The organism is Streptomyces sp. NPDC031265, assembly GCF_055570295.1.
Genome location: NZ_JBVIHM010000002.1, coordinates 20,658 through 38,972, shown reverse-complemented (window position 1 = coordinate 38,972; position 18,315 = coordinate 20,658). Strand labels below are relative to the sequence as shown.

Annotated in this window: 17 protein-coding genes and 1 pseudogene; 6 read left to right on the top strand and 12 right to left on the bottom strand. The window is 72.4% G+C overall.

Going from position 1 to position 18,315, the window contains the following annotated elements; all coding sequences use genetic code 11:
* Positions 1 to 149 precede the first annotated feature (149 nt).
* The 5 genes from ACZ499_RS04370 to ACZ499_RS04350 all read right to left on the bottom strand — a co-directional run bounded on the left by ACZ499_RS04370 (position 150) and on the right by ACZ499_RS04350 (position 4,947).
* Positions 150 to 1,604, bottom strand: coding sequence for a peptidoglycan D,D-transpeptidase FtsI family protein (locus ACZ499_RS04370; RefSeq protein WP_468672183.1), 1,455 nt, complete (start codon positions 1,602 to 1,604; stop codon positions 150 to 152).
* Positions 1,605 to 1,713: 109 nt separating this feature from the next.
* A complete protein-coding gene (locus ACZ499_RS04365) occupies positions 1,714 to 2,367 on the bottom strand; it encodes a response regulator transcription factor (RefSeq protein WP_468672181.1) in 654 nt (217 codons plus the stop codon).
* Complete coding sequence (locus ACZ499_RS04360; RefSeq protein WP_468672179.1) at positions 2,364 to 3,608, bottom strand: sensor histidine kinase; 1,245 nt, start codon at positions 3,606 to 3,608, stop codon at positions 2,364 to 2,366. Before ACZ499_RS04360 ends, ACZ499_RS04365 begins: the two co-directional genes overlap by 4 nt.
* Before the next feature lie 64 nt (positions 3,609 to 3,672).
* Positions 3,673 to 4,173 (bottom strand): GNAT family N-acetyltransferase, encoded by a 501-nt coding sequence (locus tag ACZ499_RS04355; RefSeq protein ID WP_468672176.1) that lies wholly within the window; start codon positions 4,171 to 4,173, stop codon positions 3,673 to 3,675.
* A gap of 3 nt (positions 4,174 to 4,176) precedes the next feature.
* A complete protein-coding gene (locus ACZ499_RS04350) occupies positions 4,177 to 4,947 on the bottom strand; it encodes an IclR family transcriptional regulator (RefSeq protein ID WP_468672174.1) in 771 nt (256 codons plus the stop codon).
* Positions 4,948 to 5,139: 192 nt separating this feature from the next.
* Here ACZ499_RS04350 and ACZ499_RS04345 point away from each other — a divergent pair, with 192 nt between their 5' ends.
* Positions 5,140 to 6,696, top strand: a complete 1,557-nt coding sequence (locus tag ACZ499_RS04345) for an aldehyde dehydrogenase (NADP(+)) (RefSeq protein WP_468672172.1) — start codon at positions 5,140 to 5,142, stop codon at positions 6,694 to 6,696.
* A gap of 468 nt (positions 6,697 to 7,164) precedes the next feature.
* On the opposite strand, the gene ACZ499_RS04340 is transcribed toward ACZ499_RS04345, so the two are convergent.
* Complete coding sequence (locus ACZ499_RS04340; protein WP_468672169.1) at positions 7,165 to 8,550, bottom strand: MFS transporter; 1,386 nt, start codon at positions 8,548 to 8,550, stop codon at positions 7,165 to 7,167.
* Positions 8,551 to 8,698: 148 nt separating this feature from the next.
* Here ACZ499_RS04340 and ACZ499_RS04335 point away from each other — a divergent pair, with 148 nt between their 5' ends.
* The 3 genes from ACZ499_RS04335 (at position 8,699) to ACZ499_RS04325 (ending at position 11,653) form a co-directional block, all read left to right on the top strand.
* Positions 8,699 to 9,628 (top strand): GlxA family transcriptional regulator, encoded by a 930-nt coding sequence (locus ACZ499_RS04335; protein WP_468672840.1) that lies wholly within the window; start codon positions 8,699 to 8,701, stop codon positions 9,626 to 9,628.
* Between the two features lie 103 nt (positions 9,629 to 9,731).
* Positions 9,732 to 10,454, top strand: a complete 723-nt coding sequence (locus ACZ499_RS04330) for a DsbA family oxidoreductase (RefSeq protein ID WP_468672166.1) — start codon at positions 9,732 to 9,734, stop codon at positions 10,452 to 10,454.
* Between the two features lie 140 nt (positions 10,455 to 10,594).
* Complete coding sequence (locus tag ACZ499_RS04325) at positions 10,595 to 11,653, top strand: aminotransferase class V-fold PLP-dependent enzyme (RefSeq protein WP_468672163.1); 1,059 nt, start codon at positions 10,595 to 10,597, stop codon at positions 11,651 to 11,653.
* Positions 11,654 to 11,824: 171 nt separating this feature from the next.
* On the opposite strand, the gene ACZ499_RS04320 is transcribed toward ACZ499_RS04325, so the two are convergent.
* Positions 11,825 to 12,343 carry a MarR family winged helix-turn-helix transcriptional regulator gene (locus tag ACZ499_RS04320; RefSeq protein WP_468672161.1) on the bottom strand — a complete coding sequence of 173 codons (519 nt, stop codon included), beginning with the start codon at positions 12,341 to 12,343 and terminating at the stop codon, positions 11,825 to 11,827.
* Between the two features lie 92 nt (positions 12,344 to 12,435).
* Between ACZ499_RS04320 and ACZ499_RS04315 the strand changes: the two genes are divergently transcribed.
* Both ACZ499_RS04315 and ACZ499_RS04310 read left to right on the top strand, forming a co-directional pair.
* Entirely contained in the window at positions 12,436 to 13,521 is a 1,086-nt protein-coding gene (locus ACZ499_RS04315) for an alkene reductase (RefSeq protein ID WP_468672158.1), read from the top strand.
* A 52-nt stretch (positions 13,522 to 13,573) separates the two neighbouring features.
* On the top strand, positions 13,574 to 14,275 hold the full coding sequence (locus ACZ499_RS04310) for a hypothetical protein (protein ID WP_468672156.1): 702 nt from the start codon (positions 13,574 to 13,576) through the stop codon (positions 14,273 to 14,275).
* On the opposite strand, the pseudogene ACZ499_RS04305 reads toward ACZ499_RS04310, so the two are convergent.
* The 5 genes and pseudogenes from ACZ499_RS04305 to ectA all read right to left on the bottom strand — a co-directional run.
* Positions 14,253 to 14,996: pseudogene (locus ACZ499_RS04305) on the bottom strand (VOC family protein); the annotation flags it as partial. The gene ACZ499_RS04310 and the pseudogene ACZ499_RS04305 sit on opposite strands and share 23 nt — an antisense overlap.
* On the bottom strand, positions 14,992 to 15,846 hold the full coding sequence (gene thpD / locus ACZ499_RS04300; protein WP_468672154.1) for an ectoine hydroxylase: 855 nt from the start codon (positions 15,844 to 15,846) through the stop codon (positions 14,992 to 14,994). The pseudogene ACZ499_RS04305 and the gene thpD, both read right to left, overlap by 5 nt.
* A 5-nt stretch (positions 15,847 to 15,851) precedes the next feature.
* Positions 15,852 to 16,256 carry an ectoine synthase gene (locus ACZ499_RS04295; RefSeq protein WP_406345146.1) on the bottom strand — a complete coding sequence of 135 codons (405 nt, stop codon included), beginning with the start codon at positions 16,254 to 16,256 and terminating at the stop codon, positions 15,852 to 15,854.
* A 32-nt stretch (positions 16,257 to 16,288) separates the two neighbouring features.
* Positions 16,289 to 17,563, bottom strand: coding sequence for a diaminobutyrate--2-oxoglutarate transaminase (gene ectB, locus ACZ499_RS04290; protein WP_468672152.1), 1,275 nt, complete (start codon positions 17,561 to 17,563; stop codon positions 16,289 to 16,291).
* Positions 17,560 to 18,069, bottom strand: a complete 510-nt coding sequence (ectA, locus tag ACZ499_RS04285) for a diaminobutyrate acetyltransferase (RefSeq protein WP_468672151.1) — start codon at positions 18,067 to 18,069, stop codon at positions 17,560 to 17,562. Before ectA ends, ectB begins: the two co-directional genes overlap by 4 nt.
* Between the last annotated feature and the right edge of the window lie 246 nt (positions 18,070 to 18,315).

Below are 18,315 nucleotides of genomic sequence, written 5' to 3'. Positions count from 1 at the left end.
ATCACCTCGACCCGCCCCCCACCCCCGGAGGGTCCAGGGAAGGGGCGGGGTGGGGCCCCGCAGCGTCAGCGCAGCCAGCAGCGCTCCCGCCCCCACCACCGGCAGCAGCACCCGCGGCCCCGCCGGCCCCGCCCGCGCCCGCCGATGCCCTACGACGAACCCAGCGCCGCCCGCATCATCTTCTGCGCCACCGGCGCCGCCAGGCCGTTGCCGCTCACTTCCGAGCGCGCCGCTCCCGAGTCCTCAATGAGCACGGCCACCGCCACCTCCTTGCCGGTGGCGGAGTCCTTCGCGTACGACGTGAACCAGGCGTACGGCGTCTTGGAGTTGCCCACGCCGTGCTGGGCCGTGCCCGTCTTGCCGCCGACCTCGGCGCCGCTCACCTTGGCGTTGGAGCCGGTGCCGTCCTCGACGACCGTCACCATCGCGGCGCGCAACTGGCGCGCGGTCTCCGCCGACATGATCCGCTTGCCGTCGCCGTCCTGGTAGGACAGCAGGGTGGCACCGTCCGCGTCCGTCACCTGGGAGACCATATGGGGCGATGCCATGACTCCATCGTTGGCTATGGCGGCGGACACCATGGCCATCTGGAGCGGCGTCGCCGTCACATCGAACTGGCCGATGCCGGTCAGTGCGGTCTGCGCCTTGTCCATGCCCTTCGGGTACACACTCGCCGAGGCTCGTACCGGCACGTCCTGCTTCGCGTCGTTGAAGCCGAACTTCTCCGCCATGGCCCGGACCTTGTCCTGGCCCAGCCGGTCCGCCATCTTCGCGAAGACGTTGTTGCACGAGTACTGGAGCGCCGTGCGGATGGTGGCGTTCTCGCACGGCGCGGACGGGTTCTCGTTGGTCAGCACGGTCCGGGTGCCGGGCAGGGTGTACGGGTTGGGGCTGTCGGTCCTCGTGTCCACCGACGGGTAGAGGCCGTTCTCCAGTGCCGCTGCCGCCACCACCAGCTTGAACGTCGAACCCGGCGGCAGCGGCTGCCGCAGCGCCCGGTTGACCATCGGCTTGTCCGGGTCCTCGGAGAGTGCCTTCCAGGCGTCGCCGTCCGTCGAACCGGCGATCTTCGACGGGTCGTACGACGGCGTCGAGACCATGCCGAGGATGCGGCCGGTCTTCGGGTCGATGGCGACGGCCGCGCCCTTCTTGCTCCCGAGCGCCTGGTAGGCGGCCTTCTGCACCGCCGGGTCGATGGTGGTCAGCACGTTGCCGCCGCGGGCCCGCTCGCCGGTGAGTACCGAGAGCGGGTCTTTCATACGGGTGTCGGTGCCGTCGAGCACCTTGCCGTAGATCCCCTCCAGCTGGGTCGCCCCGTACACCTGCGAGCTGAAGCCGGTCACCGCCGCGTACATTTCACCGTTCTCGTACGTGCGTTTGTACGCGAGGTCGCCGCTCGCCGTCCTCTCCGATCCGGTGACCGGGGAGCCGGCCACGATGATGTCCCCGAGCGGGTTCGCGTACTGCGCGATGGTGTTCCGCCGGTTCAGCTTGTCGTCCGCGAGGGCCTGGCCTTTGTAGAACTGCACATAGGTGGCCCGTCCCAGGAGGGCGAGCACCATGAGCAGACAGAAGACCGAGGCGCGCCTGATCGTCTTGTTCATCCCAGGGAAAGGACGAGGCGGCTGAAGCGAATCGTTCCATTTGGCCGGTTTTCTCAGGAAGCTCTCATCTGTCGCAGAGGGCTCAGAGGGCTCAGAGATCGCAGAGGCCTCAGCGCGGTGTGATGAACCCCGACTCGTACGCCGCGATCACCGCCTGGGTGCGGTCCCGCGCGCCCGTCTTGGCGAGCACCGACGCCACATGCGTCTTCGCCGTCGCCGCGCCGACGCCCATCCGGTCCGCGATCTCCGCGTTGGAGAGGCCGGTCGCCATCAGCCGCAGTACGTCCGCCTCGCGCTCGGTGAGCCGGGCCGCCCAGGGCGGGGGCGCGGGCCGGGCCGAGGAGTGCAGCGCCGCCAGCTCCCGCACCGCCGACGGATAGAGCAGCGAGTCGCTGCGGGCCACCAGGCGCACCGCCTGCACCAGCTCCTCGGCCGCCGCCCGCTTCAGCAGGAACCCGGCGGCCCCGGCGCGCAGCGCGTCGTACACGTACGAGTCGTTCTCGAAGGTCGTCACCACCACGATCCGCGGCGGCGAGGGGAGCGTCGCCAGGATCTGCTCGGTGGCGCGGATGCCGTCGATCTCGGGCATGCGCACGTCCATCAGGACCACGTCGGGGCGCAGTTCGCGCACCACCGAGACCGCCTGCGCGCCGGTCGCGGCCTCGCCCACGACCTCCAGGTCCGCCTCCGCCTCCAGGATGGCCCGCAGCGCGGTGCGCACCATCCGCTCGTCGTCCGCGAGCACCACCCGGACCGCGCTCATCGCGCACCCCCGGGCTCGCCCGCGACCGGGAAGCGGACGGCGAGCCGCCACCGGCCGCCCTCGGGGCCCGCCTGCGCGCGGCCGCCGAGCAGGGCGGCCCGTTCGGCTATCCCGCGCAGGCCCCGGCCGCCCCCCGGACGTACCACTTGAGCCGTCTCGGGCAGGGGGTTCTCCATCACGATCTCCACTTCCTCGCCGTCGACGGCGATCCGCAGGGCCACGGGCGCGGCGCCGCCGTGCCGCAGGGCGTTGCTCAGGCCCTCCTGCACGATCCGGTACGCCTCGCGCGAGACCAGTTCCGGCACGGCGGCGAGGTCGCCGTCCGCCGTGTACGACACCTTCACGCCGGTACGCGACAGCAGCCCGTCGAGACCGGAGAGGCCGGGCCCGGCGCCCCCGGCCGCCTCGTCGTCCCCCTGCCGCAACAGGCCGAGCACGGAGTCGAGTTCACCGACCGTGCGCCGGGTCGTCTCCTCGATCGCCGCCAGCGCCTCCCGTACGAAGGCGGGGTCGCTGTCGAACACCCGGCGGGCCGCGCCCGCCTGGAGCGTCACCGCGCTCAGCGCGTGGCCCACCGAGTCGTGCAGCTCGCGCGCCAGCCGGTTGCGCACGGCGAGCTCCGCCGCCCGCTGCTCGGCCGCCGCCAGCCGGTCCGCGGGCGTCGGGCCGAGCAGTCTCGGCGCCCAGCGGGCCAGCAACGCGCCGGAACCGGCCGCGCAGCAGTTCAGCGCCAGCAGTCCGGCCAGGCCGAGCGGTGGGGCGAGCAGCACCGTCCAGCCGTCGAAGAGGGGCAGTTCGAGGCGGGAGTGCCGCAGCGCCGCGAAGAGCGGCAGCACGATCAGGGTCAGCGCGAACGGCGGCAGCGCGAGCGTCATCCCGCTGATGATCCCGCCGAGGCCGATGTGGAGCGTGAACCATCCGGCGGTGCGCACCCGGGCCGCCCGTGAGCCGGCGGGCCCGTCCGCGAGCGCGGCCGGGTCGACCCCGCACAGCGCGCGGGCCGCCGCCACCGACAGCGGGCGGGCGATCGGGAACAGCGCGGAGACGGCGGCGATCGGCAACGCGCAGGCGAACGCGGCGAGTTGGAAGCGAAGGTTGGTGTAGACGTCCGCGCCGCCGGTGACCGCACCCACGATCACCGCGCCGAGCAGGAAGTACGGCATCAACGCCGCGCCGCCGAGCACCAGATGGACCCAGCGCAGCCGGGCCGTCCGGCCGAGCAGCCGCGTGGCGATGATCATCCGTACAGCGTAGGCGAGGACGGCGGCGGGAGCCCGGTCCGGTGGAGGTCCGGTCCGCAGGGGTTCAGCGCGCCAGCGTGAGGACGACCTCGTCGATCTCGGCGCCCCGGGCGTTGGCGAAGCCGCGGTCGTGTCCGACGATCTCGAAGCCGCACTTCTGGAGCACCCGGATCGAGCCGGTGTTGTCGGCGGCGGCGCGGGCGTGCAGCGGGCGCTGAGGAACGAGCCCGACCAGGGCCGACAGGGCGGCGGTGGCGATGCCTCGGCCCCAGTGCGCGCGGTCCACCCAGTACGTCACCTCGCGATGGTCCGGCGGGCCGTAGACCGCCGCGTGGCCCGCCACTTCGCCGTCGGCGAGCACCGTGCGTATCAGGTCGTCCGAGGCGCGGAGACGGGCCCAGTGGGTGTCGAAGCGGGCCCGGTCGCTGGGGTCCTCGGCGGCGAAGGCCGCGACCCGCACCGACTCGGGGTCGCTCATGTGCGCGAAGAACACCGGCAGATCGTCGTCGCACACCTCCCGCAGGACGACGGCCGGCCGGGCGTGCGAGGAGGAGGCGAGCGTCATGGGTCAGAGCCTACGCGTGGCCAGGGTGAGCCGGTCGCGGGCGTCGAACAGGGCGTCCTTGACCATCTGTTCGTGCGCCGGGGTCAGCCGCGCGACCGGCACCGAGCAGCTGATCGCGTCGCGCGCGGGGGTCCGGTACGGGATCGCGACGCCGAAGCAGCGCAGCCCCAGCGTGTTCTCCTCGCGGTCCACCGCGTACCCCTGCTCGCGGATCTGGTGGAGCTCCTCGATGAGCTTCTCGCGGTCGGTGATGGTGTGCTCGGTCAGCTCCTGGAGGGTCTCCGGGAGCAGCTTGCGCACCTGCTCGTCGCTGTGGGTGGCGAGCAGCGCCTTGCCCAGCGAGGTCGAGTGCGCGGGCAGCCGGCGGCCGACGCGGGTGAAGGGGCGCAGATAGTGCTGGGACTGGCGGGTGGCGAGGTAGACCACGTTGGTGCCGTCGAGGCGGGCGAGGTGGATGGTCTCCGTGGTGTCGTCGGAGAGCCGGTCCAGGGTGGGCCGGGCGGCCGCGACAACCTCGTCGCCGTCGATGTACGAGGTGCCCACCAGCAGGGCCCGGACGCCGATCCCGTACCGTGTGCCGGTGGCGTCGGTCTCCACCCAGCCGAGCTCGACCAGGGTGCGAAGGAGCATGTAGAGGCTGGACTTCGGGTATCCGACCGCCTCCTGGACCGCGGCGAGGGAGTGCATTCCGGGGCGCCCCGCGAAGTACTCCAGCAACTCCACCGTACGCACGGCGGACTTGACCTGGGCCCCACCTGTCTCGGCAGCCGACATTCGCCCTCGCCCCTTCTTCGTCTGCGCGTCTTGCCAACGCAGAACGCCCGTCAATAGAGTCCAGCATATTCACCAACAGGAACACTGTTCAGAATACCGAACAAACCCTGGTGGTGGAGCAGGACGGGCAAGGATGACGAGCAAGGTCGTTCCCGGAGCACGGGCAGGGCCGGAAGCCGGAAGGACATCGCGGTGAGCACAGCACCAGTCTGGAGTGTCGACCCCCGTACCGGGAAGCCGCGCGAGGAAGTCGCTTCGGAGGCGACCGAGCACGAGGTCGACGAAGCGGTACGGGCCGCGTGGGCGGTGCGCGGCGCGCTCGCCGACCGGACCGTACGGGCCGCGCTGCTGCGGACCGCCGCCGAGCTGCTCGACGGGGCCGCCGAACACGTGGTGGAGGCCGCCGACGCCGAGACGGCCCTCGGGCCGGTCCGGCTCACCGGCGAACTCGCCCGGACCACCGCCCAGTTGCGGGCGTTCGCGGACGTCGTGGACGAAGGCGCCTTCCTCGACGTGCGCATCGACCACGCCGACGCGGGCCGCACCCCGCCGTGGCCGGACCTGCGCCGGATGAAGGTGCCGCTTGGGGTGGTCGCGGTGTACTCGGCGTCCAACTTCCCGCTCGCCTTCTCCGTCCCCGGCGGGGACACGGCGAGCGCGCTGGCGGCGGGCTGCCCGGTCGTGGTCAAGGCCCACCCGGCCCACCCGGCCACCTCCGAGCTGTGCGTCTCGCTGCTGAGGCGGGCGGCGGTACGGGTCGGGCTGCCGCAGGACGTGGTGGCGCTGGTCCACGGCTTCGACGCGGGCGTCGCGCTGGTGCGCCACCCGCTGGTCTCGGCGGCGGGCTTCACCGGTTCGGTACGGGGCGGGCGCGCCCTCTTCGACGCGGCGGCGGCCCGGCCGGTGCCGATCCCCTTCCACGGCGAACTGGGCTCGCTGAACCCGGTCGTGGTCACCGAGGCGGCGGCCGAGGAGCGCGGCGAGCAGATCGGGGCGGGCCTCGGGGCGTCGATGACGCTGGGCGTCGGCCAGTTCTGCACCAAGCCGGGCTTCGTGCTGGCGCCCGTCGGTGCCGGGGGTGATGCGATGGTCAAGGCGCTGACGGCGGCGGTGAGCGACGCGGAGGCGGGGGTGATGCTCGACCACCGGATGCGGGACGCGTTCGTGGCCGGGGTCGCCGAGCGGGCCGCGCTCGACGGGGTCGGGGCGCCGGTGACGCCGGGTTCCGGCGGGGCGCACACGGTGAGCGCGGGGTTCCTGACGGTGGGGGCTTCGGCGCTGTTGTCGCCCGGGCCGCACGACTTGTTGCTGGAGGAGTGCTTCGGGCCGGTGACGGTGGTCGCGCGGTATGAGCACCCGTCCGAAATCGGAGCGGTGCTCTCGCGGTTGCCGGGGAACCTGACGGCGACGCTTCAGCTGTCGGCGGGGGAGGCGGCGGGGGCCGAGGGCGGGGCGGCGGCGCAGCTGCTCCTCGCTGAGCTGACGGCTCTCGCGGGGCGGGTCCTGGTGGACGGGTGGCCGACGGGGGTGGCGGTGGCGCCGGCCCAGCACCACGGGGGGCCGTACCCGGCCACGACGTCGACGTCCACGTCGGTGGGGGCGACGGCGGTCGAGCGGTGGCTGCGGCCGGTGACGTACCAGAGCACGCCGGAGGCGCTGCTTCCGGTGGAGCTGCGGGAGGGGGGTGGGGCGGGGGTGATGCGGTGGGTGGACGGCCGGTTGGAACTCCCCGCCCCGCCCCTTCCCTAGACCCTCCGGGGGTGGGTGGGGGTGGAGCTGGTCTCCCGGGGGCTCCGCCCCCGGACCCCCGGGCAGGCGGCTCCGCCCCCTGCACCCGCCGGTGCTCTGCCCCGGACCCCGTACCGGGGGTGGGTGGGAGACCGAGACTGCGCCCCCGCACCCCCTCGGGGCTACGCCCCCGGACCCCGAGCGGGGCCTGCGGCCCCTGCACCCCGCTTCGGGGCTCCGCCCCGGACCCCGCTCCTCAAACTCCCCCTGGACTTCGTCCAGGGGGGACCCCCAGGGGCTGAATTTGGCCGTGCCCCGTAAACCTGACCTGTCCGCGCTGGACATCCCCATCCCCCTCAGGGGCGCGGGGAACTGCGCGACAGGCCCCCACCGGGCCCGCAGACGAATCCCGCACCCCCGGAGGGTTCCGCGGGGAATTGCGCGACCGGCTCCCACCGGGCCCGTAGACGAATCCCGCACCCCGGAGGGCTACCGCAGCCGCCGCGTAGCCACCGCAGTCCCCGCGAACAGGGCCGCCGCCACCACCAGCCACACCCTCATCCCGGGTACGAATCCCCCCGCCACCAGCGCCCCCGACATCGCCACACTCAGCGCCCCCGCCACCTGCCGCGCCGCGTTCAGTACGCCCGCCGCCAGGCCCGCCCGCTCCTGCGGCAGGGCCTCCATCATCGCGGCGGTCAGGGCCGGGATGGAGAGGGCGCAGCCGAGGGCCAGGGGGATCAGGAGGAACGCCACCAGCAGGGTGGGTGTCTGTTCGTCGGGGACGAGGAGCAGGAGCAGGCCCGCCAGGGCCACCAGTTGGCCGATCATCATCGGGCGGCGCGGGCCGTAGCGGTTGGCGAGTTTGCCCGAGAGGACGTTCGTCGCCGGGATCAGGGCCGTCATCGGCAGGAACATCAGGCCCGCCACCAGCGCCGACTCCCCCCGCACCCGCTGGAAGTAGAGGGAGAAGACGAAGATCACGCCGTAGAACGCCACACTCGCCGCCGCACCGACCGCGACCGCCACCGCGACCGTCGGCGTACGGAACAGGCCGAGCGGCACGACCGGATGGGCCGCGCGCGACTCGATCAGCAGGAAGGCCGATCCGGAGACGAGCGCCACCGCGCCCGCCACCACCCGTACCGGTCCGGACTCGATCACCGCGAAGGCGAGCGCGGCCAGGGCCACCACCGCCGTCAGCTGGCCGGGAAGGTCCAGCGGCGCGGGGCGGCGCTCCGAGCGCGGGGCGCGGGTCGTCAGGGCCAGCGCCGCCAAGCCCAGCGGGAGGTTGATGAAGAAGATGCCGCGCCAGTCCCAGGCCGTGGTGAGCGCCCCGCCCGCGACGGGGCCGAGCGCCACCGCGACCGAGCCGCCCGCCGCCCACAGCGCCACCGCGCGGGCCCGCCGCGCCGGATCCGCGTACGCCTGGCGCACCAGGGCGAGCGAGGCGGGCAGCACCACGGCGGCGGCCGCGCCCTGCACCACCCGGGCCCCGATCAGCACCCCGAGGTCCGGGGCGAAGCCGCAGGCGGCGGAGGCGAGGACGAAGACGAAAGTGCCCAGCGCGTACGCCCTCGCCGAGCCGATCCGGTCCGCGAAGGCGCCGGTCGACAGCATCAGCGCCGCGAACGCGAGCGTGTACGCGTCGACCACCCACTGCAGCCCGGACATCCCGCCGCCCAGGTCGGAGCCGATCGCGGGCAGCGCCACGTTCACCACGGACGCGTCCAGCGTGATCAGGGCGAAGCCGAGGAGCGCGGCGGCGAGGGTGAGGCCGGGGGAGGGGGAACGGGACGGCCTGTGCCGTAGGGACCCGTCGGTGCTCAACTGGTCGGCGGCGGAGACGGATTGGCGTACGGCGTCGGGTGACATGCCCTCAGCCTGACGATCCGCCGCCGGTTACAGTAGTGGCCTGAACGTCATGCATCCGGAGGTTCTGGCCATGAAGTCCGACCGGCGGTCCACGAACCGGCCATCCGCCCCCCACCGCGTCGTCGTCATCGCGCCCTCTCCCGTGGCGATGTTCAACCTCGCCATCCCCGAGCTGCTCTTCGCCAAGGTGGAGATCGACGGTTCCCCCGGGTACGAGCTGACCGTCTGCACCCCGGAGCCGGGCCCGGTCGCCACCACCGGCGGGCTGGACCTGTACGTGGGCCGGGGCCTGGACGCCGTGGCGGACGCCGACACGGTCCTGGTCGCGGGGACGGGGCAGCGCTATGTGCCCGATCCGCGCACGGTGGAGGCCGTCCGCGCGGCCGCCGCCGACGGAACCCGGATCACCTCCATCTGCAGTGGCGCCTTCGTCCTCGCCGAGGCCGGACTGCTCGACGGGCGCAGCGCCACCACGTACTGGGAGCTCGCCGAGGAGCTGGGCCGGCGCTACCCGACCCTCGACCTCAAGGGCGACGTCCTCTACGTCGAGGACGGGGACGTCATGACCTCGTCCGGATACGCGGCCGGGATCGACATGTGCCTGCACATCATCCGTACCGACTACGGCGCCGCCGTCGCCAACCAGGTGGCCAGGGCCGCGCTGGTCGCCCCCGTGCGGCCCGGCGGGCAGACCCAGTTCACCCAGACCCCGCTGCCCGCCGAGCGGGGCGTGGCCTGCGCCGACACCCGGGGCTGGGCGATGCGCAACCTGGACAAGCCGCTCACCCTCACCGACCTGGCCCGGCACGCGGGGGTGAGCGTGCGCACCCTGACCCGCCGCTTCCACGCCGAGAGCGGGGTCAGCCCGCTGCAGTGGCTGCTGCACCAGCGCATCGAGCGGGCCAAGGAGCTCCTGGAGACCACCACGCTCGCCATGGACCAGATCGCCGAGGCCAGCGGCCTGGGCAGCGCCGACTCGCTCCGCGCCCATCTGGTCCGGCGCACGGGTCTGACCCCGAGCTCGTACCGGGCCACCTTCAGCAGGCTGGAGACGGTGGGTTCAGCGAGGGCGGGCTGACCGATGGCGGGCTGATCGGTGGTGGACCGACCGGGGGAATGCGTCGGCCGTCCCGTACGTTGTAATACTTGAAAGTGACACAAACTACTCGGAGAGAAGTGACATGCGCGTCGAGATCTGGAGCGACATCGCCTGCCCGTGGTGCTACATAGGCAAGGCCCGTTTCGAGAAGGGCCTGGCGGAGTTCGCCCACCGCGACGACATCGAGGTCGTGCACCGCTCCTTCGAGCTCGACCCGAACCGCGCCAAGGACGCCGTCGGCCCGGTGATCCCGATGCTGGCGGAGAAGTACGGGCGCACCCTGGACGAGGCCCGGGGCATGGAGGAGCACGTCGCCTCCAACGCGCACGCCGAGGGCCTGGGCTACCTCACCGAGGGCCGGGACCACGGCAACACCTTCGACATCCACCGGCTGCTCCACCTCGCCAAGGCCCGGGGCCGCCAGGAGGCGCTGCTCGACCTCGCCTACCGGGCGAACTTCGCCGAGGAGCGCTCGGTCTTCGACGCCGCCGTCCTGCTGGAGCTGGCCGTCGAGGCGGGCCTGGACGCCGACGAGGCGAAGGCCGTGCTCGCCGACGAGAGCGCGTACGCCGACGAGGTGCGCGCGGACGAGGCCGAGGCCGCCGCGCTCGGCGCCGGCGCGGTGCCGTTCTTCGTGGTCGACCGCAAGTACGGGATCTCCGGCGGCCAGCCCGCCGAGGTCTTCACTCAGGCGCTTGAGCAGGCCTGGCAGGAGCGCACGCCCGTCCTCGCCACGCTCGGCGCCCCCGCCGCGGCCGAGGGCGACGCGTGCGGCCCGGACGGGTGCGAGGTCCCGCGCGCGTGACGCGTGTGATGTGAGTGGTGCACGTACGGTCGTGGGGTTGTTGGGCTGCATACTTTCGGCCCAACCCGTAAGCAGACGTTGACGGTTCCCCTTGGCCTTTGTCGATTGACCCCGGGGCGGGGGGACCTCAGGGTGGGATCATGGAGATCCTGGAGCCCCTGTCGGGCGACGCGTTCGCGCCCGAGACGACGTATCTGAACACCTCCGGCTGCGGCCTGCTGCCCCGGCGTGCCGTGGACGCCATCGCGCGGCTCGCCGGGGAGAACCTGACGGGCACCCGCGAGGGCGCGGGCAGCTTCGACGCGCTCGCCGCCGTCCGCGACTCGTTCGCCCGGCTCACCGGGGTCGGCGCCGACCGGGTCGCCCTCGGCTCCTCGGTCTCGGTGCACGTCGCCCTCGTCGCCCACTCACTGCCCGCCGGGGCCGAAGTCCTCGCCCCCGAGGGCGAGTTCAGCTCCGTGGTGCAGCCCTTCGCGGTGCGCGGCGACCTCAAGATGCGGTACGTGCCGCTGGAGTCGCTGGCCGAGGCGGTACGGCCGGGCACGGCCCTGGTCGCCTTCTCGTCCGTCCAGTCCGTCGACGGGCGGGTCGCGGACCTTGACGCCGTACGGGCCGCGGCGGCCGCGCACGGGGCCCGTACGCTCCTCGACGCCAGTCAGTCGGCGGGCTGGCTGCCGCTGGACGCGGGCGCGTACGACTACACGGTCACGGCCGGTTTCAAGTTTCTGGCCTGTCCGCGCGGTACGTCGTTCCTCACCGTGACGGAGGAGGCACAGGAGCGGCTGGCGCCGCTGCACTCGGGGTGGTTCGCGGCGGCGGACCTGGCCGACAACTACGGGCCGGTCCGGGAGCTCGCGGGGTCCGCGCGGCGCTACGACGAGCCGGGCTCGTTCCTGTCGTACCACGCGGCCGCCGAGTCGCTCGCGGTCCTTGAGGCCGTGGGGATCGAGGCGGTGTACGCGCACGACTTGGCGCTGGCGGGGCGGTTCCGGGCGGGGCTCGCCGCCCTGGGGCACCGGGCCGTCGCCGAGTCCTCGGCGATCGTTGCCGTGCCGGGGCTTGGCGGCGTGCAGCCGGAGTTGTTGCGGGGTGGCGTTCACGCGTCCGCGCGGGGTGGGAACCTGCGGTTCGCTGTCCACCTGTACAACTCGTCTGCCGACGTGGACCGGGCGTTGGAGGTGCTGGGCGCGGCCCTGTAAGACCGTCCTTTTGCCGCGGGCCGTCTGTTTGCTGCGGGTCGTGCTGGGCTGGTCGCGCAGGTCCCCGCGTCCCTTGTCGGGCCGTCTGTTCGCTGCGGACCGAGGCGGGCTGGTCGCGCAGGTCCCCGCGTCCCTTCGGCGCCGTGCTGCGCGGGGCTCTGACGGGTGTGCTCAGCAGTCCGGAGGCGGGCAGTCCTCCGTCGCCGCCATCGGGCACAGGTTCGTCTCCACCTTGTTCAACAGGCGGGCCAGTTCGGCGCGTTCCGCTGTGGTCAGGCCCGCCAGGGTCTTCTCCTCCAGGCTGTTCCACGCCGCCTCCACCGCGTCGTGCAGGGCGCAGCTGGCCTCCGTCGCCTCGACCAGGGAGGCGCGGCGGTCGGCGGGGTCGGGGCGGCGGCGGACCTGGCCCGCCTGCTCCAGGCGCTGGAGCATCTTCGTCACCGTCGACGGGTCCAGCTCCAGCGCCTTGATCAGCTCGGACTGGCGCACCGCGCCCGCGTCCCACAGATGCATCATCAAGATCTCCTGGCCCGCGTAGAGCCCGGTCGCGCGCAGCAGCCGGCCCGCGGCGACGCGGTGCAGCCGGGCCACCCGGGAGACGGCGTGGCTGATCGGGCCCCCGCGCGCCGCACCCGGGGTGCGGGACAACTCCGTACAGAGGGGGTCTTGGCTGCGCGCGTCCGTGGTCATGCCACAACTTTACCTTGGTCGGCCAATCAATGGGTTACAGTGGGCCGCGTCGGATTACTTGGCCGACCACATAAATCTCCCTTGGAGCTGTCATGAGCACCGCCTTCGACCCGATCGACCTGTCCGGCCTCCGCCTCCCCAACCGCATCGCCATGGCGCCGATGACCCGCAGCCGCGCCTACGGCCCGGGCAACTCGCCCACCGCGTCCACGGCCGCGTACTACGCCCAGCGAGCCGGTGCCGGGCTGATCATCAGCGAGGGCATCCAGCCGGCCGCCGTCGGCCAGGGCTACCCCGACACCCCCGGCCTGCACAGCGAGGAGCAGGTCGCCGCCTGGCGCGAGGTCACCGACGCCGTGCACGCCCAGGGCGGCCGCATCTTCGCCCAGCTGATGCACGCCGGCCGCATCGGCCACCCCGACCTGCTGCCCGGCGACCTGGTCAACGTCGCCCCGTCCCCGGTCGCCGCCGCGGGGAAGGTCTACACGCACAACGGCCCGCAGGACTTCGTCACCCCGCGCGAGCTGACGGACGCCGAGGTCGTCGAGACCATCGGCCAGTACGCGGCGGCGGCGCGCAACGCCATCGCGGCCGGCTTCGACGGGGTCGAGCTGCACGGCGCCAACGGCTATCTCATCCACCAGTTCCTGTCGCCCACCACCAACCTGCGCACCGACCGCTGGGGCGGCTCCGACGAGGCCCGCACCCGGTTCGCCGTCGAGGCCGTCAAGGCCGTCGCCGCCGAGATCGGCGCGGGCCGCACCGCCCTGCGCATCTCGCCCGGAAACAGCTACAACGACATGAGCGAGCCCGCGCCGGAGGCCACGTACACCGCGCTGGTGCGCGAGCTTGAGACCGTCGGGCTCGCCTATCTGCACATCCTGGAGGGCGGTCCCGGGCTCCGCGAGCTCACCCGAACGCTGCGCAAGCTGTTCAACGGCACGGTCGTGCTCAACGCGGCCACCGACGGCCCCACCGGCCCGGACGCGCTCGCGCTCATCGAGGACGGCACCGCCGACCTGCTCTCGTACGGGGCGCTCTTCCTCGCCAACCCGGACCTGCCGCAGCGCCTTGAGACGGGCGGCCCGTTCAACGCCCCCGACCCGGCCACCTTCTTCGGCGGCGACGACAAGGGCTACCTCGACTACCCGGCGCTGGGCGCCGCCGTCGTTGTCTGACCGGGGCGAAAACCCCTGGTCGCGGCCCGGTCCTGCGGGGGAGGATCGGGCCGTGACCAGGGACATCGAGCAGGACGTACGGGTGCGCGCCGCCGCCCGCAACAACGCCGAGTGGTGTGCGGCGCTCTGCCGCGCACATGGCATCACGGGCGCGTGGGGCCCCCGCGCCTGGACCAGCGCACAGCGCACCCCGCCGCTCTACCCCGACGCGGTGACCCTCGACCCGGGCGCCGGGCCGCGCGGGATCGTGGAGCGGATCGACGACTCACCGGGCGCCTCGGTCAAGGACAGCTTCGCCGCTCTCGACCTGACGGCCGACGGCTTCGAGGTCCTCTTCGACGCCCAGTGGATCCACCGCCCCGCGCAGGGGACGGGCGCGGGAGGGTGGGAACCGGTGCGTACGGAGGCCGAGTTGGCGCAGTGGGAGCAGGCGTGGTCGGACGGGGACAGCAGCGGTCTCTTCCCGGCCGCGCTCCTCGACGACGGCTCCCACTCCTTCCTCGCGGCGCGGGACGCGACGGGCCGGATCGTCGCGGGCGCGGTCGCCAGTGAGGGTGCCTCGGTGGTGGGCGTCTCCAACCTGTTCGCGGCCGACGGCGACCTCGACGCGGCCTGGGCCGGCTGCCTGGGCACGCTCGCCCGGCACCGGCCCGGCCTCGACGTGGTCGGCTACGAGAGCGGCGACGACCTCGCGGCCGCCGTCCGCGCCGGGTTCACCCCGGTCGGCGGGCTCAGGATCTGGCTGCGCCACTGAGTGGTTCGCCGTACCAGCGCCAGGACTCCTGGCGCGGCAGGTCCGGCAGCTCCGCCCGGCCGGTGGCCCACAGCAGCACGCGCCACCGGTCGGGATCCGCCGGAACCTCGCGGAACAGCCGCGCGAGCACCCGGTCGCAAAGCCCGCCCGGCGGCGCCCAGGTGACCCCGAGGCCCTCCGCCACGTCGTGGGTGTGCAGCAGCGTCTCCACGACACCCATCGCCGCGAAGCCCTCCGGGTCCGAGATGCCGAAGCCGTGGTGGGCGCGGACGTCCGGGGACGCCGTGCGGACCATCGCGGTCAGCAGGGCGCCGCTGGCCTCCAGGGTCTGGAGGAGCCCGGCGGGCCCGGCCGCGCGGTCCGCGTGCACCGCGTTGCGCGGCCCGCCGGGACGTTTCGCCTCCCACAGGTACGGCACCTCGCCGTCGAGCGGCGGCTGCTGCGGGCCGAGCTGCACGGCGTACGCGAAGAGGTCGTCCGAGAGGTGCTCGACGGTCTCCCAGCAGTCCCACTCCAGGGAGCCGGCCTTCACGCTCCAGTCCGCGGCCAGCCCCGCCCGCAGCGCGGTGACGGAGAGCCGTACGACGTGTTCGACATCGGCCGCGGTGACGGGAGTCCGTGAAGATTCATCAGCCATGCGCCGACCGTACCAACGATCAACGCACCGGCGGGCTGTGACTCCAGGGGCGACCCCCGGACCCCCTGGCCGGGCCGGGTCACCCCACCGGCGTGAAGTCTCTGGCGCCGATGAACTCCGGGCGGCGGATCGGGGCCGCGAACGGCTCGGCCGCCGCGTTCTCCACGCTGTTGAAGACGATGAAGACGTTGCTGCGCGGATACGGGGTGATGTTGTCCCCGGAGCCGTGCATGCAGTTGCAGTCGAACCAGGTCGCCGAGCCGGCGCGCCCGGTGAACAGCCGGATCCCGTGCCGGTCCGCCATCTTCGTCAGCGCCTCGTCGGACGGCGTGCCCGCGTCCTGCATCTGGAGCGACTTCTTGTAGTTGTCCTTCGGCGTGGCCCCGGCGCACCCCAGGAAGTCCCGGTGCGAACCCGGCATGATCATCAGGCCGCCGTTGGTGTCGTGGTTCTCGGTGAGCGCGATCGACACGGACACGGTCCGCATGTTGGGCAGGCCGTCCTCGGCGTGCCAGGTCTCGAAGTCCGAGTGCCAGTAGAAGCCCGACGCCCCGAACCCCGGCTTCACGTTGATGCGCGACTGGTGGACGTACACGTCCGAGCCCAGGATCCGCCGGGCGGTGCCGACCACGCGCTCGTCGCGCACCAGACCCGCGAAGATCTCGCTCATCCGGTGCACCTCGAAGACCGAGCGCACCGACTGGGACTGCGGCTCGATGATCGACCGTTCGTCGGCGCGGACCGCCGGATCGGCGATCATCCGCTCCAGCTCGCGCCGGTAGAAGGCCACTTCGTCGTCGGCCAGCAGCTGGTCGACGGTGAGGAATCCGTCCTTCTCGTACGATTCGAGCCCGTCGGACGGCCCCCAGACGACGGGGTCCTGACGGGGGGTCACCACTTCGGTGGCGCCACGGGTGGGGTACAGGTCCTGCATGTCGATCAGCCCTCCTCGGGTTCGGTCAGCAGCGGGTAGACGCCGTTCTCGTCGTGGTCCTCCCGTCCGGTGACGGGCGGGTTGAAGACGCAGACACAGCGGAAGTCGGTCTTGGGGCGCAGGGTGTGGCGCTCATGGCCGTTCAGCAGGTACATCGTGCCGGGCGCGATCCAGTGGGTCTCGCCGGTCTCGTGGTCGGTGAGCTCGGCCTCGCCCTCCACGCACAGCACCGCCTCGATGTGGTTGGCGTACCACATCGACGTCTCGGTGCCCGCGTACAGAATCGTCTCGTGCAGGGAGAAGCCGACCTTCTCCTTGGCGAGCACGATCCGCTTGCTCTCCCAGGTGCCGGAGGCGGCGCGGACATGGCGTTCGGTGTTCTCGATGTCCTTCAACGAGCGGACGATCACAGCGGGTTGCTCTCTTTCCTCGTACGTACGGGTCAGACGGCCATCTCGCGGACCGCGCGGGCAAGGGTGCGCAGCCCCTCGTCGAGCTCGTCCTGCGTGATCGTCAGCGGCGGGAGCAGCTTGGTGACCTCGCTCTGCGGGCCCGACGTCTCGACCAGAAGCCCGAGCTCGAAGGCGCGCCGCGCCACCGCGCCCGCCCGCGCCTTGTCGTGGAACTCGATGCCCCAGACCAGGCCGTGGCCCCGGTACTCCTTGATGTCGACCAGGTTCTCCTCGGTGATCGAGATCAGCGCCTGCTCGACCTGCTCGCCGCGGGCCCGGGTCTGCTTCTCCAGGGCGCCGCCGTCGGCCCAGTAGGCCTCCAGTGCCGCGGTCGCGGTGACGAAGGCCGGGTTGTTGCCGCGGAAGGTGCCGTTGTGCTCGCCCGGCTCCCACACGTCCAGCTCCGGCCGGAACAGGCAGAGCGACATGGGCAGTCCGTAGCCGCTGATCGACTTGGACAGGGTGACGATGTCCGGGGTGATGCCCGCCTCCTCGAACGAGAAGAACGCGCCGGTGCGCCCGCACCCCATCTGGATGTCGTCGACGATCAGGAGCATGTCCTGGCGCCGGCACAGGTCCGCGAGCGCGCGCAGCCACTCCGGGCGGGCCACGTTGATGCCGCCCTCGCCCTGCACGGTCTCCACGATGACGGCGGCGGGCTTGTTGAGCCCGGAGCCCTGGTCCTCTAGAAGCCGCTCGAACCACAGGAAGTCGGGGGTCTGCCCGTCCAGGTAGTTGTCGAACGGCATCGGCGTGCCGTGCACCAGCGGGATTCCGGCCCCGGCCCGCTTGAACGCGTTGCCGGTGACGGCGAGCGAGCCGAGCGACATGCCGTGGAAGGCGTTGGTGAAGGAGACGATCGACTCGCGGCCCTTCACCTTCCGCGCCAGCTTCAGCGCCGCCTCGACGGCGTTGGTGCCGGTCGGGCCGGGGAACATCACCTTGTACGGCAGGTCGCGCGGGCGCAGGACCACGTTCTGGAAGGTCTCAAGGAACGTGCGTTTCGCGGTGGTCGCCATGTCCAGGCCATGGGTGATGCCGTCGCGTTCCAGATAGTCGAGCAGGGCCCGTTTCAACACCGGGTTGTTGTGGCCGTAGTTGAGCGAGCCGGCCCCGGCGAAGAAGTCGAGGTACTCGTGGCCGTCCTCGTCGGTGAGCCGGGCGCCCTGGGCGCGGTCGAAGACGGCCGGCCAGCCGCGGCAGTAGCTGCGCACCTCCGACTCGACGGTCTCGAAGACGCTCAGTGCGGGCGGGGTGATGGTCACAGTCGTACTCCCAGGTCGATCCGGTAGAGGACTTCCGCCTGGTGCCCCTCGTCGGGGAACAGGCCGCTGTCGAAGAGGACTTCGCGGTGGGGCGCGGTGCCGCGCCGCTCGGCGAAGGCGGTGAACAGCCGGTCGGAGGCGGTGTTGTCGGGGGTCACGGTGGTCTCGACGGAGCTGACCCCGTGCGAGTCGGTGACCTTCCCGGTCAGCGCTTCGAGCAGAGTGCCGGCGAGGCCCCGCCCCCGGTGCTCGCGGTCGACGGCGACCTGCCAGACGACGAGCGTCTCGGGCCGGGCGGGCCTGACGTATCCGGTGACGAAGGCGATCGGCTCACCGGTGGCGTCGCGCGCCACCACGGAGGTCGCGGCGAAGTCGCGGCACCAGAGCAGATAGCTGTACGAGGAGTTGAGGTCCAGGACTTGCGAATCGCGGGCGATACGCCAGATCGCGGCGCCGTCCTCGACGCGTGGGGTGTCGATATGGACAACGGTCTGTGCGGCGGTCATGCGGAGGGAATTTACCCAGCGGAAATCGAAATCGCATTCCCGGGAGGGGGTGTGCGCGGCGCGGGTCTGTGTTATCACGCGGGCATGCGCGCAAGGCGTTTTGTCCGGTAATTCCGGGACAAAAAGGCGCCTTTGTGGGGTCGATCACACCCGCCCGAGGGCCGCGAAAACCTTGTTGAGATCTTGCGTTTGAGATCAACAAGCCGGGGCAGAAGAAAACGGGAAGCTGCTCTGGATAAAGCAGCT